The following is a 19,944-nucleotide window of genomic DNA, read 5'->3' as shown; positions in this document are numbered from 1 at the left end:
TCGATGTCAGTGCCGCCCGCTCTTGATCAGCCCACGGCGTTGGTCCATAAGCGCGCCGTCGAAAGACTTTCGCCTCGCGCGAAACGGCCCTCCACAAGCCATGAGGAAACAATGTCCGCCTTCAAGCCACTCGTCTTTTCGGGCGTCCAGCCTACCGGCAATCTGCATCTCGGCAACTATCTCGGCGCCATCAAGAAATTCGTCGCCCTGCAGGAACAGTCCGACTGCATCTACTGCGTCGTCGACCTGCATTCGCTGACGGCGCAGCTCGTTCACCAGGACCTCGGCGACCAGACCCGCTCGATCACCGCGGCGTTCCTGGCCTCCGGCATCGACCCGAAGAAGCACATCGTCTTCAACCAGTCGCGCGTCATGCAGCACGCCGAACTTGCCTGGATCTTCAATTGCGTGGCGCGCATCGGCTGGATGTACCGGATGACGCAGTTCAAGGACAAAGCCGGCAAGGACCGCGAGAACGCCTCGCTCGGCCTGCTCGCCTATCCGAGCCTGATGGCGGCCGACATCCTGCTCTACCGCGCGACCCACGTGCCGGTGGGCGAGGACCAGAAGCAGCATCTGGAGCTGACCCGCGACATCGCCCAGAAATTCAACAACGACTTCTCCGAGAAGATCGCCGCACTCGGCGTCGGCGTCGAAATGCAGGTCGGCGAAGAGACGGTGAACGGCTATTTCCCGATCACCGAACCGGTCATCGGCGGCCCGGCGGCGCGCATCATGAGCCTGCGCGACGGCTCGAAGAAGATGTCGAAGTCGGATCCGTCCGATCTCTCGCGCATCAACCTGACCGACGATGCCGACACCATCTCGAAGAAGATCCGCAAGGCCAAGACCGATCCGGAAGCCCTGCCGAGCGAGCTTGACGGGCTGGCAAGCCGGCCCGAAGCGGAAAACCTCGTCGGCATCTATGCCGGCCTCGCGGAGATCTCGAAGGAAGACGTGCTGAAGGAATATGGCGGCCAGCAGTTTTCCGTGTTCAAGCCGGCGCTTGCCGATCTTGCCGTGGAGAAGCTGGCGCCGATCGCTTCCGAGATGCGCCGCATCGAGGGCGACCGCGCCTATGTCGACGCCGTGCTCAAGGATGGCGGCGACCGCGCCCGCGCGATCGCCGAGGGCACGATGAAGACGGTGCGCAACATTATCGGCCTGCTGCAGGACTGATCCGGCGACCTCATCGGACCGGCGGCTTGCCGCCGGTTCGCGGCAGTGGCAGATTGCGACCGAAACCATACCGAGCAGATAGACATGGTCTCTAAACGCCTCAGCCGCGAAGTCGGCCATCGCCGCAAATTCCTGGCGATCATCGACGACACGCCCGAATGCGAGCGTGCGGTCGCCTATGCCTCGAAGCGGGCGCAACACACCAGCGGCGTGCTGGTGCTGCTCTACGTCATCGAGCCGGACGACTTCCAGCACTGGCTGGGCGTGGAAAAGATCATGCGCGAGGAAGCAAACGCGACGGCGCGCGGAGCACTAGACGGCTACGCCAACAAGGTGCGTCAGAGCGTCGGGATCGAGCCGGAGCTGGTGGTGCGCGAAGGCAAGCCGCCCGAAGAGATCCACAAGCTGATCGAGGAAGACCAGGACATCGCCATCCTGGTGCTGGCGGCCGGCGCCGGCAAGGAAGGCCCAGGCCCCCTGGTCAGCGCGGTTGCCGGCCGGGGTGCGGCCTTCCCAATTCCGGTCACGGTGGTGCCGCAGAATCTGTCCGACGAGGAAATCGACAGCTTGGCTTAAGCCGCCTCGACCCCAGGCCTGCGCCGGCCTGATCACTGCGACCACTTCAAAGTTGTAGCGGACGCAGTAAAACATTCCGCCAGCCAGCCGTTCGGGCGACGCGTTTCGCTTGAATGTCCAGCCGATAGAGCCTATTTAGAACTATTCCAAACTATCGGCCCGGGAAGGGCCTGGAGATACCCATGTTCATCCAGACCGAATCGACGCCGAACCCGGCGACGCTGAAATTCCTGCCGGGCAAGGAAGTGCTGCGCGAGGGCACAGCCGATTTCCGCAACGCCGAAGCCGCGGCGGAGGCCTCGCCGCTGGCCGGCCGTCTGTTCGAGATCCCCGGCGTCACCGGCGTTTTCTTCGGCTATGACTTCATCACCGTGACCAAGGACGGCCCGGACTGGCAGCACCTGAAGCCGGCGATCCTCGGCGCCATCATGGAGCACTTCATGTCCGGCGCGCCGGTGATGGCCTTGACCGCCCCGGCCACCGAAGCCGGCGAGAGCGGCGAGTTCTACGACAAGGCCGACGAAGAGCTGGTGCTGACCATCAAGGAGCTGCTCGACACGCGCGTGCGCCCGGCCGTCGCCCAGGACGGCGGTGACATCACCTTCCGCGGCTTCGAGAACGGCACCGTGTTCCTGCACATGAAAGGCGCCTGCGCCGGCTGCCCGTCATCGACGGCGACGCTGAAGCACGGCATCCAGAATCTGCTTCGCCACTTTGTTCCCGAAGTGCAGCAGGTCGAGCAAGTCGCCTGAGAATTCTACTTCGCTGACCGCCTGGCGCGGCGCGGCGAACTCTCCCCTATCGCCAAAAACAAAAAACCGGGCCCCAACAGCCCGGTTTTCTGTTTTTGGACGTCTTGTTGTTGCCTAGACGGTCCGCTTGCGAAACTTTTTCGTGATCACATCACGATGACTTTGGCGCCGACCGACGTGCGGTCGTAGAGGTCGATAATGTCCTGATTCATCAGCCGGATGCAGCCCGACGACATCGCCTTGCCGATCGAGAACCATTCCGGGCTGCCATGCAGGCGGTAGCCCATGTCGCCGCCCTTGTTGAACAGATACATGGCGCGCGCGCCGAGCGGGTTCTTCAGGCCCGGCTCCATGCCGCCCGCGAACTTGGCGAGCTCGGGCTGACGCTTGATCATCTGCGAAGGCGGCGTCCAGGTCGGCCATTCGCGCTTCAGCGCGATATGGGCGGTGCCGTGCCATTCAAAACCCTCGCGGCCGACGCCGATGCCGTAGCGCATCGCCATGCCGTCGCCCTCGATGAAGTAGAGGAACTTGTTCTGGGTATCGACGATGATGGTGCCTGGCTTCTCGGGAGAGTCATACCGCACTTCCTGGCGGTGGTATCTGGCGGGGACCTTCTCGATCGGGATGCGCGGCAGCTGATAGCCGGCATCGGTCATCGCGCCATAGTTGTTGGTGAACAATTGCCCACCGATGGTGCTGCACCCGCTGATCGCGGTCGACAGCGCAAGGGCGGCGAGGATTGCAAATGACTTCAAGCGCATGAATAGGTCCGACGCCCTGTCTTAACGAGCGGCACGAGTCGGCCGCTTTCTTGCCATCATTCATGCTGGCATTTCTTTTGCTTGCCAAGCGCGCACTGCCTATATGCAAGACCTTACGTGCCGGTAAGTGCCCGACTGCGGCATTTCCGCAACAGGCCTCACAGGATTGTGAAGCAAAATCAATGACGCGGCTCGAGAGCCGCCTGGAATTCGAGGAGAGCGCCATGAATGTCGGTGATGCCGCCGAGCGTTCCGGCCTGCCGGCCAAGACCATCCGCTACTATGAAGAGATCGGATTGATCCGCCCGGCGCGGGCCGAGAACGGCTATCGCGATTACTCCGGCGAGGATATCCACCGGCTTGCCTTCCTGCGCCGCGCACGCAACCTCGGCTTCTCAATCGACGATTGCAGGCAACTGATGGCGCTCTATCAAGACCGCGACCGCGCCAGCCACGACGTGCGCGAGATCGCCGCCGCCCATGTCAGGGCGATCGAGGAAAAGGTGCGCGAATTGCAGTCGATGCGCTCGACGCTGCAGAAGCTGATCCACGCCTGCCACGGCGACCATCGGCCGGACTGTCCGATCCTGGATGACATGGCAGGCGCAGCCTGAGTAAGGATGGCCGATCAGCGCTTCCAGAAATCGCGATGCGGGGCGAGCAGCTCATCCGCGATTTCGGGGAACGGACCGAAGACCTCGATCGTCTTCTGGCCGGAGGCGAAGACGGTGCGCGAGGCGAGGTTCATCGTCGGATTTTCCTCGTGATCCCCGGTGAGCGCCAGGAGATCGGTCTCCTCATAGCCGTAGACCAGCCGCCCGATATTGGCCCAATACATCGTGCCGGCGCACATCGCGCAGGGCTCGCCGGTCGAGACCAGCGTGCATTGCCACAGGAACTCCGGCTCATAGGCCGCCGCGGCGCGGCGGGCGAGCTCGGTCTCGGCATGGCGCACCGTGTCGAGATTGCCCTGCCGCATCAGAACCCGATCGTCGGGCCCGACCAGCACGCAGCCGAAGGGATGATGCCCATGCGCCGCCGCCTCGCGCGCGACGGCGTCGGCGGACCGGAGGTGGGCGAGCATCTGATCTCGGGTCATCGGAAAAATTCCTCTCAGGGCGAGATTGCTGCCAGGGGATATGATTAGCAAGGCCTAACCTTCTCTTGGCTACGGCTCGAGCGTCGCGCTGGCTTTGCACTCCGCCTATTCCGGTTTTGGTGCTACTTTGACCGCACAATGAGATTGCCGGATCATGGGCATCCAGAAAGACATCGAACGCGTCGAGCAGCACGTCCGCGAGATCGAACAGCGGATCGAGCGACAGCGCGCAGTCATCACCCAGGCAAAGGAAAGCGGCTTGCCGACAGACGGCCCGCGCAACTTCGTGTGGTTCCTGAAGGAGACATTGAGCCTGAGCCGCGACCAACTGGCCAAGCTCCTGGCGGACGAGTTTCGAGCGAAGGATTCGCAGTTGCGGGCGTCGCCGTAGGCATCTGCTTTTAACCCGCTGCCTTTTCCGCCCTAGGCCTCCGACCATCGAAGGACCAACCAAATAATCGCCCGGCTTTCAGGGGTTCAAACCGTGAACAAAATCTGGCATGGTGCTTCCCATGCCCATCGTTTCCCCGATTCCCCTCAACCCTTTGATCGACGGCCGCCAGTCGGAGCGCGCCATGCTGGTGCGGCGCGGCGTGCAGCGGCTGCTCTCCGAAATGGGCGCGCATGTGTTGCCTGAGCTTTCTTTGGCCACCGGGCGCCGCGCCGATCTCGTGGCGCTGACCAGGCCGGGCGACATCTGGATCATCGAGATCAAATCCTCGATCGAGGATTTTCGGGTCGACCGCAAATGGCCTGACTACCGGCTGCATTCGGACCGCTTCTTCTTCGCCACCCATCCCGGCGTTCCGCAGGAGATCTTTCCCGAGGAATGCGGCTTCATCCTTTCCGACGGCTATGGCGCGGAGATCATGCGCGATGCGCCTGAGCACCGCATGGCGGCCGCGACGCGCAAGGCGCTGATGCTGCGGATCGCCCGCGCGGGCGCCGCGCGGCTCTTGGCAGCCGAGCTTGCCGGCGTTGCGGTGCCGGCGCTGGATGGCGAGAGCGAGTAGCGCTGGTTCCTCGCCCCACCAAGTGGGTACCAAGTGGGAGAGGAGGCCGGCATAGTCGGTTGGAGAGGGGCCAGAGTGGCGTTGGGAAGTTTGTTGTCTCCATGCCTCCCGAAGGCCTCCCATTGCTGATCTTGCATTCCTTCTTGCATTGGTTCTGGTGTCGCCACGGGCGTCCCCCGCTCCGTCCCGGCTTCGCCGGGCCACCTCTCCCCCGCCTTCGCGGGGGGCGAGGAAATGGCGGCGCGGCGTTGCCTACTCCACTTCCTCTTCAACCCCGCCGGCCGCCGGCGCCGTGAGAAGCACGGCGGCGCCCAGCAGCGCGGCGATCAGCGAGCCTGCCAGGATGCCGACCTTCACCGCGTCCTGCAGCGCCGGGTCGCTGGCGAAGGCGAGCAGGCCGATGAACAGGCTCATGGTGAAGCCAATGCCGCAGAGCAGCGAAATGCCCAGCATATGCAGCCAGCCGGCATTGGCCGGCAGGTCGGCGAGGCCGAGCCGGATGGCGAGAGCCGAGGAGCCGAAGACGCCGACCAGCTTGCCCAGCACAAGGCCGGCGGCGACGCCAAGCGTCAGCGGCTCGACCAGGGCTGCGAAGCTCAGGCCGCCGAGCGAGACGCCGGCATTGGCGAAGCCGAAGATCGGGATGACGATGAAGGGCACGAGCTTGTGCAGGCCGTGTTCCAGGCGGTGCAGCGGCGAGTGCTCGAGATCGTGGCTGATGCCCGGAGAACGCTCAAGCGGGATCGTCAGCGCCAGCGCCACGCCGGCCAGCGTGGCGTGCACGCCCGACTTCAACACCAGCACCCATAGCAGCGCGCCAAGCAGGAGGTACGGCCAGAGCTTCATGGCCCGCATACGGTTGAGCAGGACAAGCAGGCCGATGACGACGAAGGCGGCGGCCAGATAAGCAAGCGACAGGCCGCTGGTGTAGAACAGCGCGATGATGATGACGGCGCCGAGATCGTCGATGATGGCCAGAGCGGTGAGGAACACCTTCAGCGAGGCCGGCACGCGGCTGCCGAGCAGCGACAGCACGCCGAGCGCAAAGGCGATGTCGGTGGCGGTGGGGATCGCCCAGCCGGAAAGCGCTGCCTGATTGTCGCGGTTGATCAAGACATAGACCAGCGCCGGCACCACCATGCCGCCGGCGGCAGCGATGCCCGGCAGCACGCGGCGCGGCCAGGTCGAGAGCTGCCCGTCAAGCATCTCGCGCTTGATCTCCAGCCCGACCAGCAGGAAGAACACCGCCATCAGCCCGTCATTGATCCAGTGCGAGACGCTGAGCGGCCCGAGATAGGCGTGCAGGACGGCGAAATAGGTTTCGGCCAAAGGCGAGTTGGCAACGATCAGCGCCAGGGCCGCGGCCACCATCAGGATGATGCCGCCCGCGGCTTCGCCGTCGAGGAATTCGCGCAGGATCGATTTCGGCCGCTCGTCTCGCATGATCCCTCTCTGACCCAGCCCTGTTGGCCGGAAACCTGTAATCCAATGATGCGCAGCGTCAGTGGCGATGCAAGGCCGAACGTCCGTCTCTTCGTCATCCACGGGCGAAGCAAGGAGCGAAGCGACGCAGCGCAGACCCGAGGATCGATTCCGTGACATCGGAGCGGTGCCAACGGTGCAGAATTCTGCTCCGCTGCATCCTTCGGCCAAGGTCACGGCATGGAGCCTCGGGTCTTCGCGCCGCTTTGCGGCGCTACGCCCAAGGATGACGACGTTTGTTCAGCGCGGCGCGCGCTTGGCCAGAATCCGCTGCAGGGTGCGGCGGTGCATGTTCAACCGGCGCGCCGTCTCGGAGACGTTGCGGTCGCACATTTCGTAGACACGCTGGATGTGCTCCCAGCGCACGCGGTCGGCCGACATCGGGTTTTCCGGCGGTGCCGCGCGCTCGCCGGAGGTGCGGGTGAGCGCGGCGAAGACGTCGTCGGCATCGGCCGGCTTGGACAGGTAGTCGATGGCGCCGAGCTTCACCGCGGTCACCGCGGTGGCGATGTTGCCGTAGCCGGTCAGGATGATGGCGCGGGCGTCGTCGCGCTTCTCGCGGATGGCTGCAACGACATCGAGGCCATTGCCGTCGCCGAGCCGCATGTCGACCACCGCATAGGCCGGCGGATGGGCGCGCGCCTTGGCGACCGCCTCTTCCACGCTCTCCGCCGTTTCGACCACGAAACCCCGGGTCTCCATCGCGCGGGCAAGCCGGGTGAGGAACGGCTTGTCGTCCTCGACGATGAGCAGCGAAGTGTCCTCGCCCTCGACCATTGCGCCCGTCGTTTCGTCTCCGCTCATCTTATCGGCATCCTACTGACCAAGAGCACTTCGCATCAAAATTCTAACGAATGCACCTTAAAGCGCGTCGAGCTGAAACGGATTCAGGCGACGCACTTTAAGTCCTTGTTTTGATGCATGTCGTTGTCCCAGAACCGCTGCGCACTTCTGGGCGACATGCATTAAGTCCTTGTTTCCAGGCATGCCGTCTCGCCAAACGCGGCTGCACAATTTTGGGCGACATGCCTCACTTTTACGCAGATACAATTCCGCAACAGCAATGTCCAATTTTTAGAGCCGGCAACAGAGCTGCCATGCGGTAATCACAAGGTTTACGCATTGTCGAACATGGTGGCCGAGGCCTGGTCCTGGTTGAGGAAGACGCCGCGCGGCCACGCGATCTGGACCACAGCGCCTTCGCCCAGCCCGCTCGAATTGCGGAAATCGATGGTGGCGCCGGAACGCTCCAGCAAGGTCTTGGCGATGAACAGCCCCAGGCCCAGGCCGCCGCCGGCCTCCGTGCCCTGGCGCGTCGACATATAGGGCTCGCCGATGCGGTCGATGATCTCGGCCGGAAAGCCCGGCCCGTCATCGGTGATCGAGAAGGTGACCGCCTCATTGTCCCAGCTCCAGCTGACGGTGACCGACTTGCGGGCGAAATCGACGGCGTTCTCGACAAGGTTGCCGAGCCCGTAGATGACGCCGGGGTTACGCTGGCCGACAGGCTCCGGGCCGATGCGCTCGCCGGGCCGCAACCGGATCGAGATGCCGAAATCGCGATGCGGCGCCGTCACCTCCTCGATCAACGAGGTGAGCGGCATGCGCGACAGATGCGCTTCGCCTTCCGACGAAAGGCTGGTCAGCCGCTTCAGGATCTCGCGGCAACGCTCGCTCTGCGAGCGCAGGAGCTTCACGTCCTCGCCGTATTTCGGATCCTTGCCGAGCGCCTTTTCCATCTCCTTGGCGACAACGGTGATGGTGGCCAAGGGCGTGCCGAGCTCGTGCGCGGCCGCCGCCGCCAGCCCGTCCAGCGCCGACAGATGCTGCTCTCGCTGCAGCACCAGCTCGGTGGCGGCCAAAGCGTTGGCGAGCAGGCGCGCCTCCGCCGCGACGCGGAAGGCATAGATGGCGGTGAAGGCGATCGAGGCGAACACAGCCATCCACATGCCGGCGACATAGATGAAGGGCATCGGCAGCGGCGATCCCTCGTACCAGGGCAGCGGCAAATGGAAGAACACCAGCAGCGTGGCGGCTATCATGACCAGCGCGCCTAGCACCGCGGTCATGCGCAGCGGCAACGACGCGGCCGAGATGACGACCGGCACCGAAAGCAGCACGCAAAACGGATTGGTCAGGCCGCCGGTCATATAGAGCAGGCCGGTGAGCTGGATGCCGTCGAAGGTGAGTATGGCGAAGGCCGAAAGCGGGGTAAGCCGGTGCGCCGCCGGATAGCGGAAGGTCAGCCACAGATTCATCCAGGCCGAGCAGGCGATCAACGCAAAGCACATCGACACCGGAAGCGGGAATTTCAGGCCATAGGCGACAACAAGAACCGTCAGGCTCTGGCCGACGATGGCCAGCCAGCGCAGGCGGATCAGCGTGTTGAGCCGCAACCGCTGGCTTTGCTGGGTATCGGGCGCGCGCAGGATGTTGATCATCGACTTACGATTATAGCCGCAGGAGGGTAAGCGCTAGTAGTGCTGTTAGCGGACTTGAGAGGCCGGCAGCAGAGCGCCGAGTGACTGGCCGAGGCCCTTCGCGATTCGTCATCCACGGGCGGAGCGACGCGAAGCGGAGCGCAGACCCGAGGATCCATTCCGTTACCTTGACCGTAGAATGCAGCGGAGCAGAATTCTGCAGCGCCGCAGCGCTTCGAAGTCACGGCATGGATCCTCGGGTCTACGCGCGTCGCTTCGCTCCTTGCTCCGCCCGTGGATGACGACGTGATGGGCGTTTGCGCCAATCGCCAACATATGTCGTCCGGTAACGCGAGGCCGCCGAAGCTTCCGTCGCAAGCCTACGTCCCACGCGGCTTGGCGCGGCTGGTGGCGGCGGCCAACAGCGGGTTTTCCGGCCAGACATGCTTTGGGTAACGGCCGCGCATGTCGGTGCGCACATCCGCCCAGGAGCCCCGCCAGAAGCCGGGGAGGTCGCGCGTCGTCTGGATCGGCCGGTGCGCCGGCGAGAGGAGCTCCAGCGTCAGCGGTACGGTTCCATTGGCGATCGCCGGATGACGGTCGAGGCCGAACAGCTCCTGCACGCGGACCGCCAGCACCGGCCATTCGCCGTCATAGCGGATCGGCACGTGGCTGCCCGACGGCGCGTCGAAATGGGTCGGCGCCAGCGCTTCAACCTTGCGCTGCAGGTCGTGCGGGACCAGCGCCATGAGCGCCGACGACAACGTCGCCGGCCTGATGGCCGTGAAGGAGGCGTCGCCGGAGAGAAACGGCAGGAGCCAATCGTCGAGGCCTTCGACAAGCGCTTCATCCGAAACGTCGGGCCAGGGTGCGCCGAGGCCGCGATGCAGCCAGCCTAGCCGCTGGCGGAGCGCCTCCGCTTCCTTGCCCCAGTCGAGCAGCGACAGGCCGTGCTCGCGCAAAGCATCTATCATGGCGCGGTCGGCATCGGCGCCGGACGGCGCCGGCAGCATGCGTTCGGACAGCGTGATGGCGCCGAGCCTGGCGGTCTCGCGCATGCGCACGGCGCGGCGTTCGCGATCGAAGGTCGCCTCGCGCTTCATCTCGATGCGATCGGCAAGGGCGGCGCGGATATCGGCTTCGCCGACCGGCGCGGCGGCGGTGATGCGGGCGTTCTGCGCCTTGCCCTGCAGGTCGGCGACCACCAGCCAGGTGTCATTGGCGAGCGGATCGGCGGCATCGACCATGGCGCCCGAGCCGTTGGCGAGCACGAAGCGGCCGCGCTCGCCGCGCGCCCTTGCGACGCGGTCCGGCCAGGCATGGATGAGGAGCGAGCCGGCGGAGGCCGCCTCGCCGTCCTGCCGGCCACCGGCCTGTCTGGCCAAACGCTCGGCGAGCTGCCTGGCGGCATTGGCGCGGGGTGATTTCTCACCGCGAAAACGGATCAGACGCCGCTCCAGGTCGGCGCTGTCGCCGCCCAGTCCACGCTCGGTGAGCAGCACGGCAAGCGTCGCCGCTTCCCGCGCATGGCCGGTCTTCGCCGCCTCGGCCACCATATGCGCCAGCCGCACCGGCAGCGCCAATTTGCGCATCGCAGCGCCCGCCTCGGTCAGCCTGCCGGCATCGTCGATGGCATGCAGCGCCTCCAGGAGCACCCTCGCCTCGTTGAGCGCTGGTACCGGCGGCGGATCGAGGAAGGAAAGGCTCGACGGATCGGCGACTCCGAAAGCGGCGCAGTCGAGCAGCAGGCCCGACAGATCGGCCTCGAGGATTTCCGGCGGCGTGAAGGCGGGAAGCGACGCGGTCTGCTCGGCACGCCACAGGCGCACCGCCACGCCGGCTTGAGTGCGGCCGGCGCGGCCGGCGCGCTGGTCGGCCGAAGCCTTGCTGACACGCACCGTCTCCAGCCTTGTCAGACCGCTCGCCGGCTCATAGCGCGGCAGACGCGACAGGCCGGAATCGATGACGACGCGCACGCCGTCGATGGTGATCGAGGTCTCGGCGATCGAGGTCGCCAGCACCACCTTGCGACGGCCGGCCGGCACCGGCTTGATCGCCGCGTCCTGCGCCCGGTTGTCGAGCTGGCCATAGAGCGGCACGATGTCGGTGTCGGCGGCGACATCGCCTACGAGCCGCTCGGCGGTGCGCTCGATCTCGCGCTGTCCGGGCAGGAAGGCGAGCACGCTGCCCTGCTCGCCGGCCAGGGCGGCGCGCACGGCCTTGGCCATCGCGTCCTCGATCGCCGTGCCGGCGGCCCGTTCGTCGTAGCGGATCTGGACCGGAAAGGCGCGGCCCTGGCTTTCGATCACCGGCGCTTCCGACAAAAGCCGCGCGACGCGCGCACCGTCGAGCGTCGCCGACATGACCAGCAGACGCAGGTCCGGCCGCAGCGCACCCTGCACGTCGAGCGCCAGCGCCAGGCCGAAATCGCCGTCGAGCGAACGCTCGTGGAATTCGTCGAAGATCACCGCCGAGACACCGGGCAATTCCGGGTCATCGAGGATCATGCGGGAGAGCACGCCTTCGGTGACGACCAGGATCTTCGTCCGCGCCGAAGTGCGGTTCTCCATGCGCATGGCGTAGCCGACCGTGCCGCCGGGTTCTTCGCCGAGCAATTCGGCCATGCGGCGGGCGGCGGCTCGGGCGGCGAGCCGGCGCGGTTCGAGGAGCACGATCCGGCCTTGCCCCAGCCATGGCGCATCGAGCAGCGCCAGCGGCACCAGCGTGGTCTTGCCGGCGCCTGGCGGCGCCACCAGCACGACGCTGTTGCGCCGCGAGAGTGCTTCGCCGAGTGCCGGCAGCATAGCTGTCACCGGAAGCTCCGGCAGGGATTTCGTCGTCATCTGGCCCGCATATCAGCGGTCGCGGTCACCATGCAACTTGCGCGGCCGGTGCGCGGTCAAAGCCTGGTGCGCGAAAACGGATTCCAGCGCACGGTGCCGAGCCTCACCTCTTCGCGCACCATCGTCAGCAAGCCGGAGGCGCCGACCACCGCCAGGCCGACCAGTGACAGCCAGTCGGGATATTCCTGGAAGAACAGCGCGCCGAGGATAACCGCCCAGACGATCTGCGAGTAATGCGTCGGCGCGATACGATTGGCGGGCGCGTATTTGACCGCAAGAAGTTGCAGCAGCTGCCCGCCGGCGGTGAAGACGCCGGCCAGCATCAGCCAGACCAGTTGGCCGAGACCAGGGAGCGAGAACGACGTCGCGGCCGCGCCGACGCCGTTGAAGACCAGGCCATAGCCGACCAGCGCGCCGAGAATGGTCGTGCGCTTTTCCTGCTGGGCCAGCGAGCGCATCAGGATGACGCTGGTGGCGGCGAGGAAGGCATTGGCGAAGGCGGCGAGATGGCCGAGATGCAATTCGCGAAAGCCCGGCCGCACCACCAGCATGACGCCGACGAAGCCGGCGACGACGGCCAGCCACCGCCAGGGACCGACCCTCTCCTTCAGGATGACCGTCGACAGGATGGTGACCAGCAACGGCGCCAGGAAGATCAGCGCGTAGACTTCCGCCAGCGGAATGGTGGTGAAGGCAAAGACGCTGAGCACGCCCGACGCGATGCCCGCCAGGGCGCGGGCCTGCACCGCCCAGGGCCTTTTGGTGCGCCAGGCGTCGCGCCAGCGTTCGTCGCTGGGCCTGGTGAAGAACAAAAAGCAGCCGGCAAACAAAGTCGAGAAGAAGCCGATCTCGAAGACGGTGAACTGCCCGCCCAGGCTCTTGATGACGGCGTCGCTGAACGAATAGCTTGCATAGGCGATGAGAGCGAGCAGGATTCCGTTCGGCATACCATTTCCGGGAGAGAAGACGTGAAGATACTGGCGCTGGGGGCGCATCCCGACGACATCGAGATATTCATGTTCGGTACGCTGGCCGCCTATGCCGCGCAAGGCGCAGAGCTGACTTTTGCCATAGCCACCGATGGTGCCAAGGGCGGCAAGGGCGACCCGAAGGCGCTTGCACGCTTGCGGGGCGAGGAAGCGGCCAGGGCGGCGGGCCTGCTCGGCGTCGAGCCGCGTTTCCTCGATTTCCCCGACGGCGCGCTCATCGCCGATGCTGCGTTCATTGCCGTGCTGAAGGCGCTGATCGGCGAGGTGAGGCCCGACCTCGCGATCACCCACGCGCCCTACGATTATCATGGCGACCACCGCGCCCTGTCCGACGCCGTGCGCATCGCGGCGTCCTTCGCGGTGCCTGTGTTGCATGCCGACACGCTCGGCGGCACCGGTTTTTCGCCGACGCATTATGTCGAGATCTCGCATCACTGGGACATCAAGGCGAAGGCGATCCGCACGCACCGCTCGCAGGGTCCGGAGCACTATGTCCACAGGGCGCGCCTCCAGAACGAGTTCCGCGCCGGCCAGTGCAATGGCGCCCCCGGCGCGCTGGCTGAGGCCTTCCGCTTCGAGCCGACCTTCCCCTTCGCCGACATACGCGCGCTGTTGCCGCCGGCGCCGCCGATCCGGCCGCTGACGGCAAGCCCGGGCCCCGCCGACCGGGCCGGCTGACCGCGGCGGGCCACAGCCCCGGCGGTCATTTCCCAACGATTTCAATCACCCGTTTCGCCATGCTGCGGCGCAGCAACGAATTCGCTTGCGTTGTTTAGTAAAAAGAGCATCACTAAACAAATTACTAAACATCGGCGGCGCATCGCGCGCCATGGCGACGCATAGCGCGCCTTGTTTAGGCCCTCGGAGGAGCGAGGGTTGAGGGCTCTTGAAACCGTCATCCGGACGCGTTTCGCAAATGGGAGGTAAGGCATGAAATCGACCCTGAAACTGGCGTTGGGACTGGCCTCGGCGATCTTTGCGTCGACAGCCGTCTCGAACGTCGCGCATGCGGAAGACCTGACGCTGTGCTGGGCGGCCTGGGATCCGGCCAACGCGCTCGTGGAACTGTCCAAGGACTTCACCAAGGAAACCGGCATCGGCATGAAGTTCGAGTTCGTGCCGTGGACCAATTACGCCGACCGCTTCCTCAACGAGCTCAACTCGCACGGCAAGCTCTGCGACCTGATCATCGGCGACAGCCAGTGGATCGGCGGCGCCGCCGAGAACGGCCATTACGTCAAGCTGAACGACTTCTTCGACAAGGAGGAGATCAGCATGGACGATTTCGTGCCGGCGACCGTGGTCGGCTATTCCGAATGGCCGAAGAACACGCCGAACTACTGGGCGCTGCCGGCGATGGGCGACGTCGTCGGCTGGACCTATCGCAAGGACTGGTTCTCGCGACCGGAGCTGCAGAAGGAATTCAAGGAAAAATACGGCTGGGAACTTGGCCCACCCAAGACCTATGACCAGCTGATGCAGATCGCCGAATTCTTCCAGAAGCGGCAGATCGACGGCAAGACGGTCTATGGCGCCTCGATCTATACCGAGCGCGGCTCGGAAGGCATCACCATGGGTGTCACCAACGTCCTCTATGACTACGGCTTCGACTATCAGAACCCGAACAAACCTTACGACATGAAGGGTTTCGTCAACTCGGCGGACGCGGCCAAGGGCCTCGAATTCTACAAGAAGCTCTATGATTGCTGCACGCCGCCCGGCTCGTCGAACGTCTACATGGGTGAATCGGCCGACGCCTTCAAATCCGGCCAGGTTGCCCTGCACATGAACTTCGCCTTCACCTGGCCCGGCCTCTACAAGGACGAGAAAGTAGGCGGCGACAAGATCGGCTTCTTCGCCAATCCCGCCGGCCCGAAGGGACATTTCGCCCAGCTCGGCGGCCAGGGCATCTCGGTGGTGTCCTATTCCGACAAGCAGGAATCGGCGCTGAAATACATCAAATGGTTCGCCAACAAGGACGTGCAGGCAAAATGGTGGGCGCTGGGCGGCTACTCCTGCCTCAATGCGGTGGTGAACGACCCCAAGTTCCCGGCCAGCCAGCCCTATGCGTCGACGTTCCTGGAATCGATGGCGATCGTGAAGGACTTCTGGGCCGAGCCGAGCTACGCCACGCTTTTGCAGGCGATGCAGAAGCGCGTTCATGACTATGTGGTGGCCGACAAGGGCACCGCGCAGGAAGCGCTCGACAGTCTGGTCAAGGACTGGACGCAGACCTTCCAGGACGATGGCAAGATGTAGTCGGGGCAAGATGTAAGGCTCCTCCCGAGCCAGACCGACGCGTCCCGTGCCGCCCTTGGCACGGGACGCAGTTCAGATAAATTCCATCATCGAGACTGACCCGTGACCGAAGCAGGACTGACCATGCTCAATCGGACTGCGGACAACGTTGCCCGGGCGACACCGGAACCGTTGGCCAAGAAGATCCGGGGCATCAGCGACAAGGGCCTCGCCTGGCTGTTCATCTCGCCGACGATCCTTTTGCTGTTGGCCATCAACATCTTCCCGCTGTTCTGGGCGATCTATCTCTCCTTCACCAACTACCGCGCCAACCGCCCCAACGAGGTGGTGAAGAATCTGGGGCTCGCAAACTACCAGCGCATCCTTGGCGACCAGGACATCTGGATCGCCATGCAGACGACGGCGCATTTCGTGTTCTGGACGATCCTCCTGCAGACCGTCATCGGCTTCACGCTGGCCTGGCTGATCGACCGCAAGTTCCGCGGCCACGCCTTCTGGACCACCATCATTCTGGTGCCGATGATGCTGTCGCCGGCGGTGGTCGGCAATTTCTGGCGCTTCCTCTACGAGCCCCAGATCGGGCTGTTTTCCTATGTCGTCTCGTTCGTTACCGGCATTCCGCCGACGAATGTGCAGATGCTTTCCAATGTCGAGCTGGCGCCGTGGTCGATCATCATCGTCGACACCTGGATGTGGACGCCTTACGTGATGCTGATCTGCCTCGCCGGCTTGCGCTCGATCCCCGAATACATCTATGAAGCGGCCGAGGTCGACCGCGCCTCCAACTGGCGCCAATTCTGGTCGATCACACTGCCGATGGCGCTGCCCTTCATCATGCTGGCGGTGCTGTTTCGCGGCATCGAAAACTTCAAGATGTTCGACATGGTCAACCTTTTGACCGGCGGCGGACCCGGCTCGACCACCGAGGTCGCCTCGATCACGCTGAAGCGGCAGGCCTTCGAGAGCTGGCGCACCGGCTATTCCTCGGCCTTCGCCATCATCCTGTTCGTGGCGGTGTTCGGGCTGGCCAACATCTACGTCAAGGCGCTCAACAAGGTGAAGCAGAGATGAGCCTGACCACCGCCCATTCCGTCGTAGCACCGTCGTCGAACGCCAAGCTGATCGCCGGCACGATCATCATAGCCTATGCGCTGATCTCGATCGTGCCGCTGTTGTGGATCTTCGCCACCAGCTTCAAGACGCCGCCGGATTCGATCGCCTATCCGCCGAAGATCGTCTTCCAGCCGAGCATCGAGGGCTATTGCAACCTGTTCACGACCCGCACAAGGCAAACGCCGGAGTATATCAACGCGCTCGGACCGGCGACCGGCTTCTGCGACGAGACCGTGCGCAAGCGCAACATGGTCATCGCCGGGCCGTCGAACTTCCTGCCGCGCTTCGTCAACTCGCTGATCATCGCCTTCGGCTCGACCTTCTGCGCGGTGTTCCTCGGCACGCTCTCGGCCTATGGCTTCTCGCGCTTCAAGGTGCCTCTGGCCGACGACCTTCTGTTCTTCATCCTGTCGACGCGCTTCATGCCGCCGATCGCGGTGGCGATCCCGATCTACCTGATGTATCGCGAGCTCGGCCTCTCCGACACCGCGCTCGGCATGATCCTGCTCTACACCGCGGTCAACGTCTCGCTCGCGGTCTGGCTGCTCAAGGGCTTCATCGACGAGATCCCGCGCGAATATGAGGAGGCCGCGATGATCGACGGCTATACGCGGCTGCAAGCCTTCTGGCGCACCGTGCTGCCGCAAGCCACCACCGGCATCGCGGCAACGGCGATCTTCTGCCTGATCTTCGCCTGGAACGAATATGCGTTCGCCGCCCTGCTCACCTCCGGCACGGCGCAGACCGCGCCGCCCTTCATCCCGACCATCATCGGCGAGGGCGGCCAGGACTGGCCGGCGGTGGCCGCCGGTACGACGATCTTCCTGGTGCCGATCCTCGTCTTCACCATCCTGCTCCGCAAGCAATTGCTGCGTGGCATCACCTTCGGCGCGGTGCGCAAATGATTGGTGTGAGAACAAGTCGACCCCCACTCCGTCGAGCTTCGCTCGACACCTCTCCCCCGATCGACGGGGGAGAGGAAGGGCGCGAACTTCATTCAGCCAGGTTCCCTTCCTCTCCCTCCGGAGGGGGGAGAGGTGGCGCTGCGAAGCAGCGACGGAGTGGGGGAACCACCTGGCAACCATCTCTCCCCGTAACCGGGGAGAAGGAAGGGAGGAACGCATGAACCGCTCTGTTGCCTCCAAGCGCTCCTCTTGGCCGCGCTGGGCAAGGCGCGGCCTGATGGAAAACATCGCGACCGCGATCATCGCGATCGGCTTCCTGATGCTGTTCCAGCCCTTCGCGCTGTCGCTCTACACCTATTCATTCGTCACCATGCTCGCCGGCACGGTGATGTTCATCATCGTCTCGAAATTCCCGGAATAACGATGGCCGAGATCCGTGTTCAGAACCTGAGGAAAGCCTTCGGCGCATTCGTCGCCGTGCAGGATTCCAATTTCGTCGTCGAGGACGGCGAATTCTTCGTCATGCTCGGACCGTCCGGCTGCGGCAAGACGACGACGCTTCGCATGATCGCCGGCCTCGAGCTGCCGACCGGCGGCAAGATCCTGCTCGGCGGCGAGGACGTCACCATGCGCCGCGCGCGCGAGCGCGACATCGCCTTCGTCTTCCAGCTCTTCGCGCTCTACCCACATATGAATGTGCGCAAGAATATCGGCTTCCCGCTGCTGGCGCAGGGTATGCCGGCGGCAGAGATCCGCGCCAGAGTCGAGGAGACCGCGAAGCTGTTGCGCATCGACCACCTGCTCGACAAATCCGTCTCCGGCCTCGCCGGCGGCGACCGCCAGCGCGTCGCGCTCGGCCGCGCCATCGTGCGACGCCCAAAGTGTTTTCTCATGGACGAGCCGCTCGGCACTTTGGACACCGAATTCCGTGACCTCATGGTCCATGAGCTGCGCGAGCTGCACAACCGAATCCACGCTACGACCGTCTATGTCACGCATGACCAGATGGAAGCGATGTCGATGGCCGACAAGATTGCGGTGATGAACCACGGCGTCATCGAACAGTTCGGCACACCACGCGAGATCTACGACCGCCCGGCGACGATGTTCGTGGCCGATTTCATCGGCTCGCCGCCGATGAATTTCCTGAAGTTCGGCGGCGGGCTTGCCAAGGGCGCCAAGGAGATCGTCGTGCAGGGCGCCAAGGTGATGGTGCCGGAGGTGCGCGAGGACATCGCGCCCGCCGACATGGCACTCGGCATCCGGCCCGAGCACATCCGCTTCGACGACGCCTCGAAGCTGCGCGGCGCGATCTACGGCACCGAATATCTCGGCACCACGCAGATCGTCGCCGTCGAGACGGCCGACGGCATCATCAAGGCGCGCGTGCCGGCCGGCATCCATCTCAGCCCCGGCGAACAGGTCGGGCTGGCCTTGAGCAGCGCCCGGCTGTCGCTGTTCGACAAGGGTTCCGGCCGCGCGGTCAGGACCGCCATGCATGATCAGGCAGCGGAGGCGCGCCATGGCTGATGTCCGTATCCAGGGCGTGACCAAGAGTTTCGGCGACACCGTCGCGATCAACGATCTCGACCTCGCCATCAAGGACGGCGAGTTCGTCGTGCTGCTCGGGCCGACCGGCGCAGGCAAGACGACGACGCTGAGGCTGATCGCCGGGCTGGAACGGCCGGACAGCGGCACGATCCACATCGGCGGCCATGATGCGACGGCGCTGTCGCCGGCCGAGCGCGACACCGCCTTCGTCTTCCAGCAATATTCGCTCTACCCGCATCTTTCGGTGTTCGACAACCTGGCGTTCCCGCTGCGCTCGCCGGCGCGGCGGTTTCCGGAGGAAGCGGTGCGCCGCCGTGTCGAGGACGTGGCGCGTATGGTGCGCATCGACCACAAGCTCGACAATCGCTCGACGAAATTGTCTGGCGGCGAGATGCAGCGCGTCGCCATCGGCCGCGCGCTGGTGCGCAAGCCGGCGATCTACCTGATGGACGAGCCGCTGTCCTCGCTCGACGCCAAGCTGCGCGCCGATCTGAGGCTGGAGCTCAAGCGCATCCAGTCCGAGCTCGGCGCGACCATGCTCTATGTCACGCACGACCAGATCGAGGCGATGACCATGGCCGACCGCATCGGCATCCTCGCCGACGGCGTACTGGTGCAGATCGGCACGCCGCGGGCGATCTATTCCGAGCCGGCGAACCTTCATGTCGCCGCCCGGCTCGGCCAGCCGGCGATCAACCTTCTGCCGGCCGGGCTGCTGCCCGACGGCGGCGCGCCGACCGGAACGACGACGATCGGCGCCCGCACCGAGCATCTGGCGATCGAGAGGGCGATGAACGGCCATGCCGACGGCGTCGTCGACTGGGTCGAGCATCTCGGCGACCAGAACCACCTGCACGTGACGGTGGGGGCGAAGAAGCTTGTGACGCTGACCGACCCCGACACGCCGCTCGCGAAGGGAGACAAGGTGACGATCCGCTACATCGCGCCGCTCTATTTCGGCCCGGACGGGCAAAGACTGATGTAACCGGCTCGCGCCAC

The 19,944-nt window shown here is 64.8% G+C and carries 20 protein-coding genes; 13 read left to right on the top strand and 7 right to left on the bottom strand.

Annotated features, from left to right (window positions below; translation table 11 throughout):
- Positions 1-111 precede the first annotated feature (111 nt).
- From trpS to WDX12_RS12120, 3 genes are all read left to right on the top strand, one after another.
- Complete coding sequence (gene trpS / locus WDX12_RS12130) at positions 112-1,179, top strand: tryptophan--tRNA ligase (RefSeq protein WP_434725023.1); 1,068 nt, start codon at positions 112-114, stop codon at positions 1,177-1,179.
- Between the two features lie 84 nt (positions 1,180-1,263).
- The gene (locus tag WDX12_RS12125) at positions 1,264-1,755 is read left to right on the top strand and encodes a universal stress protein (RefSeq protein WP_320294335.1); all 492 of its coding nucleotides are present in this window, start codon (positions 1,264-1,266) and stop codon (positions 1,753-1,755) included.
- A 182-nt stretch (positions 1,756-1,937) separates the two neighbouring features.
- Positions 1,938-2,507, top strand: a complete 570-nt coding sequence (locus WDX12_RS12120) for a NifU family protein (protein WP_434725022.1) — start codon at positions 1,938-1,940, stop codon at positions 2,505-2,507.
- Positions 2,508-2,653: 146 nt separating this feature from the next.
- Here WDX12_RS12120 and WDX12_RS12115 read toward each other — a convergent pair whose 3' ends face one another.
- On the bottom strand, positions 2,654-3,271 hold the full coding sequence (locus WDX12_RS12115) for a L,D-transpeptidase (protein ID WP_320294333.1): 618 nt from the start codon (positions 3,269-3,271) through the stop codon (positions 2,654-2,656).
- A gap of 224 nt (positions 3,272-3,495) precedes the next feature.
- Here WDX12_RS12115 and cueR point away from each other — a divergent pair, with 224 nt between their 5' ends.
- Positions 3,496-3,885, top strand: a complete 390-nt coding sequence (gene cueR, locus WDX12_RS12110) for a Cu(I)-responsive transcriptional regulator (RefSeq protein WP_320294472.1) — start codon at positions 3,496-3,498, stop codon at positions 3,883-3,885.
- A gap of 14 nt (positions 3,886-3,899) precedes the next feature.
- On the opposite strand, the gene WDX12_RS12105 is transcribed toward cueR, so the two are convergent.
- Positions 3,900-4,370, bottom strand: a complete 471-nt coding sequence (locus WDX12_RS12105) for a nucleoside deaminase (RefSeq protein WP_434725021.1) — start codon at positions 4,368-4,370, stop codon at positions 3,900-3,902.
- Positions 4,371-4,524: 154 nt separating this feature from the next.
- Here WDX12_RS12105 and WDX12_RS12100 point away from each other — a divergent pair, with 154 nt between their 5' ends.
- Together WDX12_RS12100 and WDX12_RS12095 are read left to right on the top strand one after the other, a co-directional pair.
- Positions 4,525-4,761 (top strand): hypothetical protein, encoded by a 237-nt coding sequence (locus tag WDX12_RS12100; protein ID WP_434725020.1) that lies wholly within the window; start codon positions 4,525-4,527, stop codon positions 4,759-4,761.
- A 121-nt stretch (positions 4,762-4,882) separates the two neighbouring features.
- On the top strand, positions 4,883-5,383 hold the full coding sequence (locus WDX12_RS12095; RefSeq protein ID WP_320294330.1) for an MmcB family DNA repair protein: 501 nt from the start codon (positions 4,883-4,885) through the stop codon (positions 5,381-5,383).
- Between the two features lie 252 nt (positions 5,384-5,635).
- Here the strand turns inward: WDX12_RS12095 and nhaA are convergent, their stop codons facing one another.
- The 5 genes from nhaA to WDX12_RS12070 all read right to left on the bottom strand — a co-directional run bounded on the left by nhaA (position 5,636) and on the right by WDX12_RS12070 (position 13,075).
- Positions 5,636-6,826, bottom strand: coding sequence for a Na+/H+ antiporter NhaA (nhaA, locus tag WDX12_RS12090; protein ID WP_434725019.1), 1,191 nt, complete (start codon positions 6,824-6,826; stop codon positions 5,636-5,638).
- A 279-nt stretch (positions 6,827-7,105) separates the two neighbouring features.
- The gene (locus tag WDX12_RS12085; RefSeq protein WP_127227806.1) at positions 7,106-7,669 is read right to left on the bottom strand and encodes an ActR/PrrA/RegA family redox response regulator transcription factor; all 564 of its coding nucleotides are present in this window, start codon (positions 7,667-7,669) and stop codon (positions 7,106-7,108) included.
- Between the two features lie 311 nt (positions 7,670-7,980).
- Positions 7,981-9,306: an ActS/PrrB/RegB family redox-sensitive histidine kinase gene (locus WDX12_RS12080; RefSeq protein ID WP_434725018.1), complete on the bottom strand. Its 1,326-nt coding sequence runs from the start codon at positions 9,304-9,306 to the stop codon at positions 7,981-7,983.
- Positions 9,307-9,665: 359 nt separating this feature from the next.
- A complete protein-coding gene (gene hrpB / locus WDX12_RS12075) occupies positions 9,666-12,128 on the bottom strand; it encodes an ATP-dependent helicase HrpB (RefSeq protein WP_434725017.1) in 2,463 nt (820 codons plus the stop codon).
- Positions 12,129-12,184: 56 nt separating this feature from the next.
- Positions 12,185-13,075 (bottom strand): DMT family transporter, encoded by an 891-nt coding sequence (locus WDX12_RS12070; protein WP_434725016.1) that lies wholly within the window; start codon positions 13,073-13,075, stop codon positions 12,185-12,187.
- 21 nt (positions 13,076-13,096) lie between these two features.
- Here WDX12_RS12070 and WDX12_RS12065 point away from each other — a divergent pair, with 21 nt between their 5' ends.
- The 7 genes from WDX12_RS12065 to WDX12_RS12035 all read left to right on the top strand — a co-directional run bounded on the left by WDX12_RS12065 (position 13,097) and on the right by WDX12_RS12035 (position 19,930).
- The gene (locus WDX12_RS12065) at positions 13,097-13,795 is read left to right on the top strand and encodes a PIG-L deacetylase family protein (protein WP_434725015.1); all 699 of its coding nucleotides are present in this window, start codon (positions 13,097-13,099) and stop codon (positions 13,793-13,795) included.
- 252 nt (positions 13,796-14,047) lie between these two features.
- On the top strand, positions 14,048-15,376 hold the full coding sequence (locus WDX12_RS12060; protein ID WP_434725014.1) for an ABC transporter substrate-binding protein: 1,329 nt from the start codon (positions 14,048-14,050) through the stop codon (positions 15,374-15,376).
- Between the two features lie 123 nt (positions 15,377-15,499).
- Positions 15,500-16,447 (top strand): carbohydrate ABC transporter permease, encoded by a 948-nt coding sequence (locus tag WDX12_RS12055; protein WP_320294471.1) that lies wholly within the window; start codon positions 15,500-15,502, stop codon positions 16,445-16,447.
- Positions 16,444-17,394 (top strand): carbohydrate ABC transporter permease, encoded by a 951-nt coding sequence (locus WDX12_RS12050; protein WP_040988681.1) that lies wholly within the window; start codon positions 16,444-16,446, stop codon positions 17,392-17,394. The genes WDX12_RS12055 and WDX12_RS12050 overlap by 4 nt, the downstream gene beginning before the upstream one ends.
- Positions 17,395-17,611: 217 nt before the next feature.
- The gene (locus WDX12_RS12045) at positions 17,612-17,815 is read left to right on the top strand and encodes a hypothetical protein (protein ID WP_434725013.1); all 204 of its coding nucleotides are present in this window, start codon (positions 17,612-17,614) and stop codon (positions 17,813-17,815) included.
- A 2-nt stretch (positions 17,816-17,817) separates the two neighbouring features.
- A complete protein-coding gene (locus WDX12_RS12040; RefSeq protein ID WP_434725012.1) occupies positions 17,818-18,924 on the top strand; it encodes an ABC transporter ATP-binding protein in 1,107 nt (368 codons plus the stop codon).
- A complete protein-coding gene (locus WDX12_RS12035) occupies positions 18,917-19,930 on the top strand; it encodes an ABC transporter ATP-binding protein (RefSeq protein WP_434725011.1) in 1,014 nt (337 codons plus the stop codon). The genes WDX12_RS12040 and WDX12_RS12035 overlap by 8 nt, the downstream gene beginning before the upstream one ends.
- Positions 19,931-19,944: the final 14 nt, after the last annotated feature.

Origin of the sequence: Mesorhizobium sp. RIZ17 (assembly GCF_051127865.1) — a bacterium.
Lineage (GTDB): Bacteria > Pseudomonadota > Alphaproteobacteria > Rhizobiales > Rhizobiaceae > Mesorhizobium > Mesorhizobium humile.
Note: the sequence above shows the minus strand (reverse complement) of the source record. Positions and strands in the feature narration are given on the sequence as shown.